The organism is Pedobacter sp. PLR (genome assembly GCF_026239675.1).
Taxonomy (GTDB): Bacteria; Bacteroidota; Bacteroidia; order Sphingobacteriales; family Sphingobacteriaceae; genus Pedobacter.
Map to the genome: position 1 here is coordinate 303,778 of NZ_JAPIVQ010000006.1, position 14,545 is coordinate 318,322.

At 43.1% G+C, this 14,545-nt stretch carries 14 protein-coding genes; 5 read left to right on the plus strand and 9 right to left on the minus strand.

The features are described 5' to 3' along the window. Positions 1-145 precede the first annotated feature (145 nt). Positions 146-2,512, minus strand: coding sequence for a prolyl oligopeptidase family serine peptidase (locus OQX61_RS16655; protein ID WP_265842924.1), 2,367 nt, complete (start codon positions 2,510-2,512; stop codon positions 146-148). 29 nt (positions 2,513-2,541) lie between these two features. Beyond that, positions 2,542-3,813, minus strand: a complete 1,272-nt coding sequence (locus OQX61_RS16660; RefSeq protein WP_265842925.1) for a hypothetical protein — start codon at positions 3,811-3,813, stop codon at positions 2,542-2,544. A 184-nt stretch (positions 3,814-3,997) separates the two neighbouring features. On the opposite strand from OQX61_RS16660, the gene OQX61_RS16665 reads away from it, so the two are divergent. Further along, positions 3,998-5,398: an aldehyde dehydrogenase family protein gene (locus OQX61_RS16665; protein ID WP_265842926.1), complete on the plus strand. Its 1,401-nt coding sequence runs from the start codon at positions 3,998-4,000 to the stop codon at positions 5,396-5,398. Between the two features lie 71 nt (positions 5,399-5,469). On the opposite strand, the gene ygiD is transcribed toward OQX61_RS16665, so the two are convergent. The 5 genes from ygiD to OQX61_RS16690 all read right to left on the minus strand — a co-directional run bounded on the left by ygiD (position 5,470) and on the right by OQX61_RS16690 (position 8,995). After that, positions 5,470-6,297: a 4,5-DOPA dioxygenase extradiol gene (gene ygiD / locus OQX61_RS16670; protein WP_265842927.1), complete on the minus strand. Its 828-nt coding sequence runs from the start codon at positions 6,295-6,297 to the stop codon at positions 5,470-5,472. Positions 6,298-6,482: 185 nt separating this feature from the next. Beyond that, positions 6,483-7,055 (minus strand): YceI family protein, encoded by a 573-nt coding sequence (locus OQX61_RS16675; protein WP_265842928.1) that lies wholly within the window; start codon positions 7,053-7,055, stop codon positions 6,483-6,485. Between the two features lie 82 nt (positions 7,056-7,137). After that, positions 7,138-7,944: a hypothetical protein gene (locus OQX61_RS16680; protein WP_265842929.1), complete on the minus strand. Its 807-nt coding sequence runs from the start codon at positions 7,942-7,944 to the stop codon at positions 7,138-7,140. A gap of 9 nt (positions 7,945-7,953) precedes the next feature. Further along, positions 7,954-8,490, minus strand: coding sequence for a heavy-metal-associated domain-containing protein (locus OQX61_RS16685; RefSeq protein WP_265842930.1), 537 nt, complete (start codon positions 8,488-8,490; stop codon positions 7,954-7,956). Positions 8,491-8,596: 106 nt separating this feature from the next. Further along, positions 8,597-8,995, minus strand: coding sequence for a hypothetical protein (locus tag OQX61_RS16690; RefSeq protein ID WP_265842931.1), 399 nt, complete (start codon positions 8,993-8,995; stop codon positions 8,597-8,599). Positions 8,996-9,089: 94 nt separating this feature from the next. Between OQX61_RS16690 and OQX61_RS16695 the strand changes: the two genes are divergently transcribed. The 4 genes from OQX61_RS16695 (at position 9,090) to OQX61_RS16710 (ending at position 12,924) form a co-directional block, all read left to right on the plus strand. Next, positions 9,090-9,809, plus strand: coding sequence for a peptidylprolyl isomerase (locus OQX61_RS16695; RefSeq protein ID WP_265842932.1), 720 nt, complete (start codon positions 9,090-9,092; stop codon positions 9,807-9,809). An 83-nt stretch (positions 9,810-9,892) separates the two neighbouring features. Then, the gene (locus tag OQX61_RS16700) at positions 9,893-10,663 is read left to right on the plus strand and encodes an exodeoxyribonuclease III (RefSeq protein WP_265842933.1); all 771 of its coding nucleotides are present in this window, start codon (positions 9,893-9,895) and stop codon (positions 10,661-10,663) included. Positions 10,664-10,675: 12 nt separating this feature from the next. Continuing rightward, a complete protein-coding gene (hutI, locus tag OQX61_RS16705; protein ID WP_265842934.1) occupies positions 10,676-11,920 on the plus strand; it encodes an imidazolonepropionase in 1,245 nt (414 codons plus the stop codon). Then, positions 11,920-12,924 carry a formimidoylglutamase gene (locus OQX61_RS16710; protein WP_265842935.1) on the plus strand — a complete coding sequence of 335 codons (1,005 nt, stop codon included), beginning with the start codon at positions 11,920-11,922 and terminating at the stop codon, positions 12,922-12,924. Before hutI ends, OQX61_RS16710 begins: the two co-directional genes overlap by 1 nt. 11 nt (positions 12,925-12,935) lie before the next feature. Here OQX61_RS16710 and OQX61_RS16715 read toward each other — a convergent pair whose 3' ends face one another. Next, entirely contained in the window at positions 12,936-13,505 is a 570-nt protein-coding gene (locus tag OQX61_RS16715) for a 5-formyltetrahydrofolate cyclo-ligase (RefSeq protein ID WP_265842936.1), read from the minus strand. 417 nt (positions 13,506-13,922) lie between these two features. Beyond that, on the minus strand, positions 13,923-14,537 hold the full coding sequence (locus OQX61_RS16720) for an ABC transporter ATP-binding protein (RefSeq protein ID WP_265842937.1): 615 nt from the start codon (positions 14,535-14,537) through the stop codon (positions 13,923-13,925). Between the last annotated feature and the right edge of the window lie 8 nt (positions 14,538-14,545).

Sequence of the window (14,545 nt, forward strand, 5' to 3'; positions counted from 1 at the left end):
AGTTTTTATTTTTTAAATTTCGTACCGCAAAGGTAAGGCTATATCCCCTGAAATGCAACCAATTTCAAGAGATAACAGATACTTAATACTGATACTCATATAGACAAAATCTATACATAGTTATTTAATATTAGTTTTCCTCTATTTACTTTTTTAAAGTCGTTTCGAACAGTTTATAGATGCGTTTATACTCATCTGTCCAGCTGGAAGGCTCCACAAACCCATGATCTTCAACCGGATAAACCGCCAGTTCCCAGTTTTCTTTACCTAACTCAATGAAGCGCTGCGAAAGTCGGACGATGTCCTGGAACTGCACATTCTCATCTACCATGCCATGACACATCAGTAAATTGCCCTTCAAACCTTTGGCAAAATAGATCGGAGAGCTGCGTTTATAGGCAAGTTCATCATTAAAAGGCTCATTTAAGATATTTGAAGTATAGCCATGATTGTAATGGGCCCAATCGGTAACCGACCTGAGTGCCGCACCACTGGCAAACACCTCAGGTTCGTTAAATAGGGCCATTAAGGTGATAAAGCCGCCGTACGAGCCGCCGTATAAGCCAACATGCTTCGGATTTACATTATATTTCTCCACCAGCAATTTCACGCCATCTACCTGATCGGTTAAATCTTTTCCGCCCATATGCCTGTAAATACCGGTCCGGTGATCCCTGCCATAGCCAGAACTCGCCGTATAATCGATGTCGATCACCGTATATCCGTTATCCGCCAGCATATTGTTGAACATATACTCTCTCGAATACTGGCTCCACCAGTAATGTACGTTTTGCAAATAACCTGCCCCATGTACAAAAACTACCGCCGGACGGTTCGGATGAGGATTTTTAGCCGGATAAACTCTCGCATAGACGTCGGAACCGTAACGGTTTTTAAACGAAACCAAATCTGGCTCCCTCCATTGGTATGCTTTGAACTCTTCGGAGCTTGAATTGGTCACCTGAATGGCCTTTGCACCCGGTTTATTGGCCTGAATGTACAGCTCCCATGGTTTATTCATATAGGAATAATTGATGGCCAGCCATTGCTCATCCGGCGAAAGCGTTACTTCATTTCCACCTTTCATACTGGTTAATTGCACCAGTGGGCCGCCATTTACATCCAGCTTATAAAAATGCGTGATGCCGGGATGGTCTTTATTTGCGGTGATATAGAAGGTTTTCTTGTCTTTTGAAAGGTCCAGTTTCTGCAGCTCCCAATTGCCGGAAGTCAGCTGTTTTTTTACGCCAGTGGCGATATTTGCCAGGTACAAATGACTGTATCCGCTGGCCTCACTTTGAAAATAAAAGCGGTTTTGGTCTACCCAGCCAACATTTCCCCAGCCAATGCCAGGGCCACCAATCCAGGCCTCATCTCTTTGCCGGTCGATAATGCTGAGGTTTCCTGTAGCGGCATCCAGCTTCAAAATCCAGCGATCTTTATTGTCCTGCGCATCGGCAATCATGATTGCAGCCGTTCCGGACTCATTCCAGTACGGCCCGTCCAGATTTACCTGACGGTCTTCGTTCTTCTTTTGACGCCCGGCCAGTTGCTTAGGATAGTCCTTCACATAGTCAGGAAGGTCTTTTATTCCCGGAATTTGCTCCGTATGGACGCTATAAACGGTATCGCGCTCCTGATCATAAATATAGTGCTGGTAGGTTGGCAATGGCTCCCCAACTTTAGTTCTTCCGGCAATATCTTCGGTATATCCCGAAGCTGTGATGTAATTGGGAACAATCGTGTTTACACCGCCTACAGCAGGGCTGACTAGCTTATAACTCACAAATCTGGCATCCGGACTAACCACCAATCCGCTCAGGAACTTGTCTTCCAGATAAATCGGTCTTAATGTTTTCTCCGCTTTTTCAGGATTGATGTTAACGATCCTTCCTCTTGTTGGTTTTCCTGCTGCATTCCTCTTCTTAATGATGTCAAAAAGATCCGACTGATCGTCCTTTAACCAGGTATTCTGGACGGTAACCTTGTTTTTATCTCCAACATTTCCAGCTTTTCCTTTGACAAAGTTCGTCAGCTGTCTGATTTCATTACTTTTCAGGTTCAGCGCAAAAAGATTGTCACCACGTTGAAAAACCACCCTTCCATCTTTCCCGAAACGAGGATTAACTTCCCTTTCTATGGTACGTGTCAATCGTTGTTCGGTCCTCTTTTTTGGGTGATATAGGTATAAATCGCCGGCTTTTTCAACGATTCCCATGGTACGGTCATCCGAATAAATATAGTTTGTACCAATGGCTGCTATCTTCGCTTTCTCTTCAGACTTTTCTCTTTTCAAAGACGCAGCCTGAACCTGAAAACCTTCAGATTTCTCTTTATTTTCAGGGTTCCAGTCAAAAAACACGACTTTACTGTCGGCCGACCAACGGAAGTTTGTCGGGGCCACACCGATCCATTTCTGGTCGCGCATGATCTTTTCAACACTTAAGGTTGGGTTTTGTTGCGCCTGAGCGACAGTACCAGTAAGTAACAATAGGGTAATTATTTTTTTCATTTTGTTTGTTTTGGTAATTCAGACCGGCATTACCTGACCACCCGGCCTGTTGGGTCAATATTTACATTAAAAGGGTTAAGGTAATCCTGTAGCAACAAGGCAAATTCCCTGCGGGAAATGACGCGTTCAGGATCAAATTCGGTACTAAACCGGTATATCGTTTTCCATTTTTTCTTTACTTCGGCCAAAGTGGTTACAGGGGCTTTATTCCCGACCTTACAAACAAGGTCCAGCGTTGCCGCAATGGTCATTTCCGGGGCCGTATAATCGTCAAACCAGATCTGGGATTTGTAGTAAAATTCCTTAATCGGGGCTTTTATTTCAAGAGTACTCACCTTTTGACCGGGATTAAACCGGAATTCCCCATTTGTCAATGTCCCTTTCAGAAAGCCAGATAACCCAATGAACTGGGCTGCTTTCCAACTGCTGTCTGCCGGGCTGATATCGCCAAATGGGATCAACGAAAGACGATGATTGATCAGCTCTCCCTGAATCACTTTTAAATTTGGAATGTTGTCTTTTCTCTTAAAAAACACAGGATAAGCGGCCGTAGCCCCTGCTGCCTGTCCGGCAGCAATACTTTCCCGGGTTGGATTGAGCCATATGAGATCTTCCTGCCCCGGAACCAGCAGGTCATATAGAGAAAGGATATTGGCTCTGGTGTGGTCCATACTGAAGCCGGAAGCCACACTCGTTCTATAAATCAGCTTGTTGTAGTTTAGCGGTTTCCATTGCAATCCGCCGGTTTCATTCAAGAGTCCGGCCTCCTCAAGCGTCAGCCCTTCTTTGAGTTTTAAAATTTCTTTTAGCCTCGCCGGATCTCCCGCATAAACGAGCATTTGTGCTTTTAAAGTCTTCCCATCATTGAACTGAACCGTCCAGCCTCTGCCAGATCTCTTCAATTTTGACCAGTTTGCTTTTCTAATGATTGTTAAGTTTTTACTACTGTCGTCCCAGGATTTGAGCAAGGCACTTACCTTTTGCAGGTCTACTTTCAGGCTACTGCTGTCCCTTATTTCTCTGCTGCTGCCTTTAATCCCCCCGGCAGCTTTTAGTTTATCCCAAAGGCGCAATTCCAATCCGGAAGCCATGCGTTGCTGAGCAGCATCCCCAAGGCTGAGTTCGAAATCTTCGGTTTCCATCAGCAAGGTGGTCTTTACGCCAGAATTGGCCGATTGGAAACTGGCCCCAAGCGCATTATTCCCATTGCCAATCACCAGTACCCCGGTTTTTAGCGTCTGACCATAACCCATTCCACAGCAGAAAATAACCGCAAAAACAACCAGTAATCCTTTTTTCATTAGTTTTCTTCTATAAGATCAATTTACAGGAATTCCATCAACTGGTCATCCCTCAGACCGGCACCTTAATTCCCGCTATGATATTTACATACGGGGAAAGCAATTTGAGTATAAGCGCGTTTCATTTTGTATATTTAGTAACCTCAAAGGAGGTCCTTTTATTAGCATAACCTAGCAGGTATTTATGATACAAACTATTAACTCCGTTTTTAAAGCACAGCAAACGCATAAATATACACTTAGAAATAGCAATGCGACGCAACGAATTAATAAATTAAATGCTTTAAAGAGTAGCATCGAGGCCCATGAAAAAGAAATTTATTCGGCCTTACAAAGCGACCTAAGGAAAAGCGAGTTTGAGTCGGCGATCACTGAAGTCGTTTTTATTTACAGTGAGATCGATTTCGCGATTAAGAACCTGAGCAACTGGATGCGCCCGGTGAAAGTCGGCAAAACGATCACCGCACTGACGGCAAAAAACAGGATCTATTACGAGCCAAAGGGTGTTTGCCTGATTATTTCACCATGGAACTACCCTTTTCAGTTGATGATGGCGCCACTAATTTCGGCAATAGCTGCCGGGAATTGTGCCATATTAAAGCCTTCAGAACTGAGTTCTGAAACCAGTTCCATCATCTGCCGTATAATTGAAAAATGCTTTGATGAATCGGAAGTTTGCTGTTTTGAGGGAGACGCATCGATCTCAACTCACCTGCTGAGCCTGCCCTTTGATCACATCTTTTTTACAGGAAGTACTGCTGTTGGAAAGATCGTTATGGAAGCCGCGGCCAAAAACCTGACCTCCTTAACATTGGAGCTGGGAGGTAAATCACCAACACTTATTGATGAAACGGCTAATCTGGACACTGCGGCTTCGAAAATCGCCTGGGGGAAGCTTACTAATGCCGGTCAGACCTGTATTGCGCCCGATTATATCCTAATTCATGAATCATTGGAACAAGCATTTATCGAAAAATATAAAGCTGCGGTCCACAAAATGTTCTATACGGAATCCGGAACGCTCAACCTGAACAGCTACGCTAAAATTATCAATAAAAGGCACTTTGACCGCATTGAGGGGCTGATTACTGACGCAGTAGACAAAGGCGCTTCAACTCCTTACGGCGGCAAGGCAGACGAATCTACGCAAACCATTATGCCCACAATTCTGACTGGTATACCAGAAAACGCGAACATCATGAAGGAAGAGATTTTTGGCCCTGTATTACCCGTTATCCCATATAAAACCATAGAAGAAGCCATTTCTTTGATCAACAAAATGGACAAACCTTTAGCCCTTTACATCTTTAGTCAGGATAAAAAACAGGTTCAGCAGGTTATCAAAAATACCAGCGCCGGAGGAACCTGTGTAAACGATGTATTGATCCACATCAGCAACCCAAAATTACCTTTTGGAGGGGTAAATGGCAGCGGATTGGGTAGTTGCCACGGGCAATACGGATTTAAAACATTTTCTCATGAAAGAGCCGTTGTTTTTCAATCCAAACTGGAAATGAGTAACCTGATCTATCCCCCTTATGAGAAGAAAGGATGGGTGTTAAAGTGGCTGAAAAAACTGATGTAACAGGAACAGTGACTGAAATTCATCGGTCACCAGGAGGTCCGTAACATAATTCCCCGGATTAATTATGCAGCCTAACCGATCCTTACAGAGGTCATGGTTAAAGAGCCCGCAACAGCCTTATCGTTGAAAAGGGAGACCGGTTCCTTATCATTTTTTAAGCCTAACGTGTACATCAGCGGCAGATAATGTTCCGGTGTAGGAATCGCCAGCATAGCCGCTTTCCCAAGCGTCCGATAGGCCTGTAAAGGCTGATGCTCATTGCTTAAAATGAGGCGTTTAAATTGATCATTGATCTCTAAAGCCCAATCGTAACCACCTCCATTGATCATTTCCCAGCTCATCATGCTCAGATTATGCACCATATTTCCGCTGCCAAGGATCAGCACACCTTTTTTCCGCAGCTCATAAAGCTCTTTGGCCAGCTCATAATGGAAACGCGCATCCTTCGTATAATCAATGCTCAGCTGCAGTACAGGAATATTTGCTTCCGGATACATGTGCCTCAATACCGTCCAGGCGCCATGGTCTAATCCCCAATCGTGATCCAGCCCAACTTCCACACTAGTAATCAGCTTTTTAGCTGCTAAAGCCAGAGCAGGGCTCCCCGGAGCAGGATAATTCACATCGAATAAAGCCTGTGGGAAGCCTCCAAAGTCATGAATTGTAGCAGGAAAATCCATGGCCGTTAAGTGTGTTCCTTTAGTAAACCAATGGGCAGAAACGACAATAACGGCCGTTGGAACGGGAATATCCTGAGCCATTTCTGCCCATTTTGCACTGAATTCATTGTCTTCGATCCCATTCATAGGAGAACCGTGACCCATAAATAAAACGGGCATTAAGTAATCCTGCAGAGGTAAATGCTGACTAAAAGTCCGGAATTGAGATAAATTTGTCATGGTAATAAAATGAAGAAATCTTTGCAATAAAATGAAGAATGCGATGAAATCAAAAGAGAATGATTGCATCTAAAAACACGGATAGTGGTAAAAGAACAAGGGTAGTACATTCTTAAACGAGGATTTACCTCTTGATGACTACCCTTGTCCAGAATATAATTAACTGATGTTAAAAATAACAACCCTTATTTCGCCTGTACAAATTCCAGGTTTAAAGAGATCTTAACGTCTTTAGCAACACCCATTCCTGTAGGATCAAACTTGATGTTATAATCCAAACGGTTAACAGTAGTGTTGGCTGCGAAACCAGCTTTCGTTATCCCTTTGTCATCAGTGTGTGTTCCGCCGAAAACCACATTGAATTTTACGTCTTTAGTAACGTCACGAATGGTCAGTTTACCCGCCAATTCATAATTATTTCCTTTCAGTTTTTTGAAAGAATTACCCTCAAAAGTCATGGTTGGAAATTGCTCTGCATTAAAGAAATCATCAGATTTCAAATGTTTATCACGAGGCTCTACATGAGTATCTATGCTGTTTACATCTACTGTGAACTTCACTTTAGCATTTACAAAGTCCGATTTTTCAGCTTCGATAGTCCCATCAAATTTGGTGAATGAACCATCTACAAATGAAATCCCCATGTGACCTACAGAGAAGTTCACAAAAGAGTGCATTGGATCAACTGTCCATTTAGTTTGTGCGAAAGACGCAACGCTGATAGAAAGTACAACCAGCAATAAAAATACCTTTTTCATAATTTATATATTAATGATTTACAAATGTATAACGATTAAAAAGGCAGATTGTTGATCTATGATAAGAAATAGCCTGCGCGAATTATTTTAACACATTATAAAAGTTAAATTCCGCCCTGACCATATACATATTCTTGTTGTAACGATTGGCCATATTTCCTGCCGCCTGGAATCTATAACCCAGATCTATACGTGTTCTACTGTTGATGATCATCTGAACTGCAGGTGCCAGATCCACATAAGACCTTCCGTTTTCAGGATTAGTTTTACCCAATACCTCGAAATAAAGGTTGAAATTTGGCTGATTATAATTCTTATAGACAAAAGGCAACACCAGATACCCGGAAGAAAGGCTGTATCCCAGCATTTGATCTGGCTTATTCATCATCTGTTCATTGTGGTTGTCAAAAGCTTTAGAGTAGCTCAATGTGGCAGATAAAGCCAGTTTATGTAGCAATTGAGTAAAAATCAATCCTCCCTGAATCCCTGAATTATCCCCTTCCAGATTGATGTCTTCCGAATGACCATGCCTGTTGCTGGTACTGATCCTTCCAAATGCGGCAGCACGGAAATGGCGCTTCATATCATCGATAGAAAGGAACCTGTATTTGGCGTATAAACTAGCTCCTTCTGCCTTATAGCTGCCATCCATATTAGACAAAAATCCCTGTGCATGCACCATCAGGTTCTTATTGAACCCAAACATTAGCTCCGGAGTTGTCCTGATGGTAAAATCAGGATTTACCCTACCTTCATTGGTTAGCCTAAACCCGACAGACTTTGCCGGCATATTGCTGGCAGGTTCAGAAAACACGTATAATTCCTGGGCCTGAGCAGTGGTACCTACCGCAACAGCGATGGGTACCAGTAAAAATTTAAGAAATCTCATGCGCTGCTACTAAATGCTTAAGTGATAAATACGTGTTTTTTTTCCATTTACCAGACCTGAACCACTTGCATAAGCCTCAGACTTCAGTTGTGCTGCTTTTTTCTTAAATGCTGAACCTGAGATAAAGTTCTTATCGACAACCGTTGCCGTTACCGGACCGTTTAAAGTCTGACTTTTTTGATTTAAAAACTGGTAAACATTGGCTCCGGCAGTCGCCAGACCTTTATCGTCTACTTTAGTATTGTTAAAATTGAAAACCGCAGTTAAGTTCCCTACAGAGAAGCCTGCATCTTCGACTTTTTTTCTGATCTGGTCGATATTAACCGCTTTATCCTTTTTGAAAGTAATGGCAAACAGGTTTTTATTCAGATCCGGCTCAATTGCATCCACGAAATCCAAAGTTCTCAAAGACTTTTCAGTGGCCTGAGAACACATCGAGCAGGTTAAACCGGTTACTTGTAACTCAGCAGTAGTGATTTGTTGTGCAGATGCTTTACCTGCGATTAAAACGATTGAAAGTATGATTAGATTTTTGATAATATTCATGTGGATATAATTTATGTGTTAAAAATGAACTCGTTGACGGCAAAATATAGACGCGTCAAAGCCCCCACAGCAAGCTTGCTGTAAAGAAAAATAAATTATTCCTGGTCTAATTTCTGAATACGCAGTTGTAAGCGTGAAGGGAGAGAATTGCTGATAATGGTGGTGCCTTATTTTCTATTCTGCTGAATAGCGTAGGCATCAATTGGCGGAAAACTTCTGAAATCAGCGGACTAAACAGCATTTCCAGGCTGAAATCCATCGGAAGCTTCACTTTTGCACCCACCTGATGGCTGTCCTTAATTTTCGCTTCAATAGATTTATCCTTGCAGCAATCGCCGGCTTGCTGTTTCTTTTCTGAGGCTTTGCAGGCGCCACAACTTGCGTTTTCTACCCAGCGAACCTCAGAAAGCTTACCCCCGCAAAAGTGCATATTCAATGCAAACCCGATCATCGTGATCAGGTAAAATGCACATAGGCCTAAGGTAAGTTTTTGTCGCAATTTCATCTTTTCCCAAAATTAGGCATAATTGTGAGAGAAAACGACTGGCCCTTTTAATAAAGCAGATTTACCTTAACTTAGCCCTAAATTTGACTATATAATGAAGAAATTCTGCGTACTTATCCTGTGCTTCTGTTTAAGCACGGCCTTTGCAGCCAAACCAAAACACCAATATGTAAGGTTAAAAACCGATCAGGGAGAATGTATTATCATGCTCTATAACGAAACTCCTTTACACCGTGATAACTTTTTGAAACTGACGAAGAAAGGCATTTTTAACGGAACTTTATTCCACAGGGTGATCAAAGATTTCATGATTCAGGGTGGTGATCCGGATTCAAAAAATGCAAAACCAGGCCAGCAATTGGGCGAAGGAAGTGTAGGTTACACTGTTCCTGCAGAATTCCGCGACAGCCTGTTTCACAAAAAAGGCGTTCTGGCAGCTGCCCGCGATAACAATCCGGAGAAAGCATCCAGTGGCAGTCAGTTTTACCTGGTACAGGGCCGGAAGTTTACCGATGAAGAGCTGGACCGTACAGAGACTACCCGCTTAAAAGCAAAAATCCCTGCGTATCAACGAGAAGTTTATAAAACCATTGGTGGCGTCCCACACCTGGACCGCAATTATACCGTTTACGGAGAAGTGGTTCAAGGAATCGACCTGATAGATCAGGTAGCGGCCGTTTCAACCGATAAAAATGACCGTCCGAATGCCGATGTTAAGATGACGATCACCGTGCTGAAACGACGCGAAGCGAAAAAATTAGAGAAAGAAATGAAACTTAAGGAACAACAACAGCAGGCTCCTGCTGCGTCTTAATTTCAACATTGATAAAAACACACGATAACCGCAGCAGGAAAATATAATGCCCTTTGCTGGTCTAAAAAAACAACATAATACTGATGAAAATCATTTCTTATAACGTCAACGGCATACGTTCTGCCACTACAAAAAATTTCATTGGCTGGTTACAGTCTACCGATGCAGACCTGGTTTGCTTGCAGGAAGTGAAAGCATTGCCTATCCAGATTCCTGAAATTCTGACGCTAATAGAGCAGCTGGGTTACCACCATTACTGGTTTCCGGCAGAGAAAAAAGGGTACAGTGGCGTGGCTATTTTAACCCGCATCAAGCCAAATCACGTAGAATATGGCTGTGGAGAAGAATGGATAGATAAAGAAGGACGCATCATCAGAGCCGATTTCGACACGTTCTCTTTAATGAGTGTGTATTTGCCATCCGGATCAAGTGGAGACGAGAGACAGGTTAAAAAGTATGAATTCATGCGCTTTTTCGACAACTATATCGGAGAGCTGCGTAAAGAATATCCAAATCTGATCATTTCCGGAGATTACAACATCTGCCATACGGCTATTGACATTCACAATCCGAAATCCAATGCTAAATCATCGGGATTTTTACCGGAAGAAAGAGAGTGGATGGATCTGTTCCTGACAAATGGCTTTATTGACACTTTCAGGCATTTCAACAAGGATCCTCATCATTATACCTGGTGGAGTTTCAGAGCCGGATCCAGAGGAAAGAACCTGGGTTGGCGTATCGATTACCACCTGGCCAGCAAACCAATGTTGGAAAGACTAAAAAACGTGACTATTTTAGCTGATGCCGTTCATTCAGATCATTGTCCGGTGATGTTAGAATTAACTACTTAACTAGCTTAAACCATGGCTTCATTACTCATCACCCATATCGGAACCCTTGTTGGCTTACACCCTGAAGGTTTGCTGATGCTCAGAGGAGCAGAAATGGCGCAAATCCCGGTATTGGAAAATGCCTGGCTCCTTTGCGAAAATGGACTGATTACTGATTTTGGAACCATGGACGCGCTTCCGGGACAATTGCCAAATGACCTGGAAACGCTTTCTGCCGAAGGTGGATATGTATTCCCTTCCTGGTGTGATTCCCATTCTCATATTGTTTTCGCCGCCCCCAGGGAGGAAGAGTTCGTAATGAAAATTGCAGGAAAAAGCTATGAAGAAATTGCGGCTGCCGGAGGCGGCATATTAAACTCCGCAGCAAAATTGCAGCTGGCTACAGAAGACGCGCTTTTCGAGTCCGCTTCCATGCGCTTAAACGATATGATCAGGCAAGGCACGGGTGCCCTGGAAATCAAAAGCGGCTACGGACTATCAGTAGCCAGTGAACTAAAAATGCTGAGGGTTATCCGCAGACTAAAAGAAAGCTTCCCGATTCCGGTAAAAGCCAGTTTTCTAGCCGCCCATGCCTTCCCCCTTGCCTATAAAAACGATCATCAGGGCTATATTTCACAGATTATTGAGCAGATGCTTCCACAAATTGCAGCTGAAGGTCTGGCCGATTATATGGACGTATTTTGCGAACAAGGTTTCTTTTCTGTGGAAGAAACCGATCAATTACTGACCGCGGCTGCCAAATACGGCCTCAAGCCAAAGATTCATGCCAACCAGCTTTCTGTATCCGGAGGTGTACAAATCGGCGTAAAACACCTGGCCATTTCCGTAGATCATCTGGAAGCAACAGACGGAGCCGTAATTGCGGCATTGGCCAATGGAAATACCATTGCTACCTTATTGCCATCCTGCTCCTTTTATCTGGGTATCCCTTTTGCCAATGCCAGGGCTTTAATCCAGGCAAATGCCCCTGTAGCACTGGCCAGCGACTATAACCCCGGCTCTACTCCTTCCGGCAACATGAACTTTGTACTGTCTTTAGGCTGTATTAAACTCAAAATGCTGCCAGAAGAAGCGGTTAATGCCTGCACCTTAAACGGCGCAGCGGCCATGGAGCTGAGCGCAGTAACCGGCAGCATCACCAAAGGAAAAAAAGCCAATCTAATGATCACCAGGCCTATGTCTTCCCTGGCCTTTTTACCTTATAGCTTCGGACAAACGCAGATAAAAACGGTCATTCTTAACGGTAAAATCCAATAATGGAAGCCCTGAAAACATATAGCAAAGCAGCAATTTCTGCCCTGGTTAATCATCGCGTAGGAGAAATTAAACTTGGAGAGCAGGTACAGGCTTTCAGCAGCTGGGAGGAATTAAAATACAGTACCGCGACTTTTGTCCTGCTAGGTATTCCGGAAGATATCGGTGTACGTGCCAATCACGGCATTGCAGGTGCAGCTACCGCCTGGGCGCCAGCCCTGATAGCCTTGCTAAATCTACAAAGTAATGATTTTTTAAGGGCTAAGGAATTAATGGTTTTGGGACATTTTGTGTTTAAAGACCCGGAGTTTAACACCGTCACAGACCTGGAAAATGCGGTGACACAAATTGACGAACAGGTATATCCCGTGATTCAAAAGATCATCGCGGCAGGAAAAACACCGATTATCATTGGTGGCGGCCACAATAATGCCTATCCGATCCTTAAAGGTTGTGCAAAAGCCTTCAAAAAAGCAGTGGATGTCCTGAACATTGATGCCCATGCAGACTTGCGCCCTACCCGGGGCAGGCACAGTGGCAATGGCTTCAGTTATGCCTTAAAAGATGGTTTCCTGGCGAATTATTCGATATTTGGCTTACATCAAAATTATAACAACAGTGCTATTTTGGCTGAAATCACCGGAAATCCAAATGTGAATGCGGTATTTTTCGATGACTTGTTGAAATCCGAAGGGACTTATCAGGATGCCTTACAGCCTTTGCTGGAAGGCCTGGGTAACGAAACCGGACTGGAAATAGATATGGACTGCATAGAGAACGTCCTTTCCAGCGCATTTACACCTTCAGGATTCCAAATCAACGACATCAGAAGGATAATCCTCCACTCCAAAAAGAAGTTCGCTTATATGCACGTTTGTGAAGGCGCCACACAGCTTGCCGATGGCAGAGAAAGTGCCGCTACTGCAAAGACCATTGCTTACCTCATCAGCGATTTCATCAAAGCACAATTCGCTTTAAAACAAAATGCGCTGAAAAAGCCTTTATAACCCAGCAGAAATCAGGAAACCGGAAAAACATAGATTTTATCCGGCGTAATGCATTTATCGAGCTTCACATCATGCTCGTTTACATTGTCGATCTCCACCAATTCATCCAGCAGCGAAAGACCGATCTTTTCCGTTGCTATCCCTTGCAAAAACCGGTCGTAGAAACCTTTTCCATACCCCACACGGTATCCATTCCTATCAAAAGCAATCAAAGGCACAATCACCATTTCGATCTCACCACTATGAATTTTCGCTTTTGCAGGTTCCAGAATCTGGTAAGCATTCATTTCCAGGTCTTCTATCCCTTCAAAATAATGATGCGTCATCAAAGAGGTTTCAAAATCAGCTCTGGGCACCACAATCTTAAGCTGAGGGTGATGTTCTTTGAGCCAGTTGATAATCAAAAAAGTATCCGGTTCATTCCGGGATTTAATGGGTAGGAAAATATGGAGGGTTTTGACCTTAGACAGGTCCAGTTGTTTAAACTGTATGAGTAGTTTTTCACTAAGTTCTTGTAAAGTTTCCCCGGAAAGACCCTTTCTGATGGGCAGGATTCGTTTTCTGATGCTGGCTTTATCCATGTTTTCTATTGCTTATCCGGACTATTTCGAAATCTGATCATGGTCATCTCCGAGTTAGCCCCCGAACATTATGAACCTGATACGAAGCATTTCTAAACTAAAGCCCGAAAAGCTCAAGCTAAGAAAAAAAAACCTTTTAAAAAAAGATGGCTTCGGGAACCACTCCGAAGCCACAATCAACCTAAACCTAAAACTAAACTATGAAAATTCTTATTTTACTCTTTATATATAATCTCCTTACGGAGCTTTATTTTACATTTTTATCTGAAATAATCTCTGACCATCCGGCCCTTATTTCGTTCTGCAAAGGTAGATACTATTTTTGAATCTCACAATAGTATTTTAAAAAAATATTTAATAATGCTCTTTTCATCGTTTAAACGCCATTAAAGGGCGATAAAAAATGAAAATATTACATTATTTATAGTCAGTTACCTGGATGTGATGCGTGCAAAATGAATACTCGACCTCCTGATTTGACCCTACGATGACTAATCTTTGGTCGGTAAAATTGGCAATTAAGGTCAGATACCAGTCTATACCTTGCTGATCAAGATTAGAAGTTGGCTCATCTAAAAGCAGGATAGGACTATCGGAACAGAAGGCCAGCACCAGTTTAGTGCGCTGTTTCATTCCCGAAGAGAAGTATTTTAAAGCCTTATCCTGCGACTTCTCCAGCCCCAGCAGCTCCAACACTCCTTCTTTAGTCATGTCCTTGTACAGTCCTTTAAATTTGAAATGAAAGTCTATGGTCTCTTCCAGCGTAAATTCTTCGATCAGATCGAGGTATGGCGCTGCAAAGCTGAGGTGCTGGTAGATGTTTTCTACCGGGACGACTTTATCCTTCTGATAGCTGATATGGCCCTCAGAAGGAGATAAATTGCCAAGAATCATGCTCAATAAGGTCGACTTCCCCGAACCGTTGGGTCCGAGGATGGCATAAGTGCCGGGGGCCTTAAATTCGTAACTCACATTACGAAAAATCCACTCCTGGTTAAACCTTCTACCGGCCTTATCTAAGTTGATTTTCATCAAATAAT

What these genes read in the sequence shown, in the direction of transcription:
- OQX61_RS16660 (WP_265842925.1), bottom strand. Translation starts at nt 3,813, where the DNA reads ATGAAAAAAGGATTACTGGTTGTTTTTGCGGTTATTTTCTGCTGTGGA.
- OQX61_RS16675 (WP_265842928.1), bottom strand. Translation starts at nt 7,055, where the DNA reads ATGAAAAAGGTATTTTTATTGCTGGTTGTACTTTCTATCAGCGTTGCG.
- OQX61_RS16685 (WP_265842930.1), bottom strand. Translation starts at nt 8,490, where the DNA reads ATGAATATTATCAAAAATCTAATCATACTTTCAATCGTTTTAATCGCA.
- OQX61_RS16715 (WP_265842936.1), bottom strand. Translation starts at nt 13,505, where the DNA reads ATGGATAAAGCCAGCATCAGAAAACGAATCCTGCCCATCAGAAAGGGT.
- OQX61_RS16710 (WP_265842935.1), top strand. Translation starts at nt 11,920, where the DNA reads ATGGAAGCCCTGAAAACATATAGCAAAGCAGCAATTTCTGCCCTGGTT.
- OQX61_RS16690 (WP_265842931.1), bottom strand. Translation starts at nt 8,995, where the DNA reads ATGAAATTGCGACAAAAACTTACCTTAGGCCTATGTGCATTTTACCTG.
- OQX61_RS16680 (WP_265842929.1), bottom strand. Translation starts at nt 7,944, where the DNA reads ATGAGATTTCTTAAATTTTTACTGGTACCCATCGCTGTTGCGGTAGGT.
- OQX61_RS16665 (WP_265842926.1), top strand. Translation starts at nt 3,998, where the DNA reads ATGATACAAACTATTAACTCCGTTTTTAAAGCACAGCAAACGCATAAA.
- OQX61_RS16655 (WP_265842924.1), bottom strand. Translation starts at nt 2,512, where the DNA reads ATGAAAAAAATAATTACCCTATTGTTACTTACTGGTACTGTCGCTCAG.
- OQX61_RS16695 (WP_265842932.1), top strand. Translation starts at nt 9,090, where the DNA reads ATGAAGAAATTCTGCGTACTTATCCTGTGCTTCTGTTTAAGCACGGCC.
- ygiD (WP_265842927.1), bottom strand. Translation starts at nt 6,297, where the DNA reads ATGACAAATTTATCTCAATTCCGGACTTTTAGTCAGCATTTACCTCTG.
- OQX61_RS16700 (WP_265842933.1), top strand. Translation starts at nt 9,893, where the DNA reads ATGAAAATCATTTCTTATAACGTCAACGGCATACGTTCTGCCACTACA.
- OQX61_RS16720 (WP_265842937.1), bottom strand. Translation starts at nt 14,537, where the DNA reads ATGAAAATCAACTTAGATAAGGCCGGTAGAAGGTTTAACCAGGAGTGG.
- hutI (WP_265842934.1), top strand. Translation starts at nt 10,676, where the DNA reads ATGGCTTCATTACTCATCACCCATATCGGAACCCTTGTTGGCTTACAC.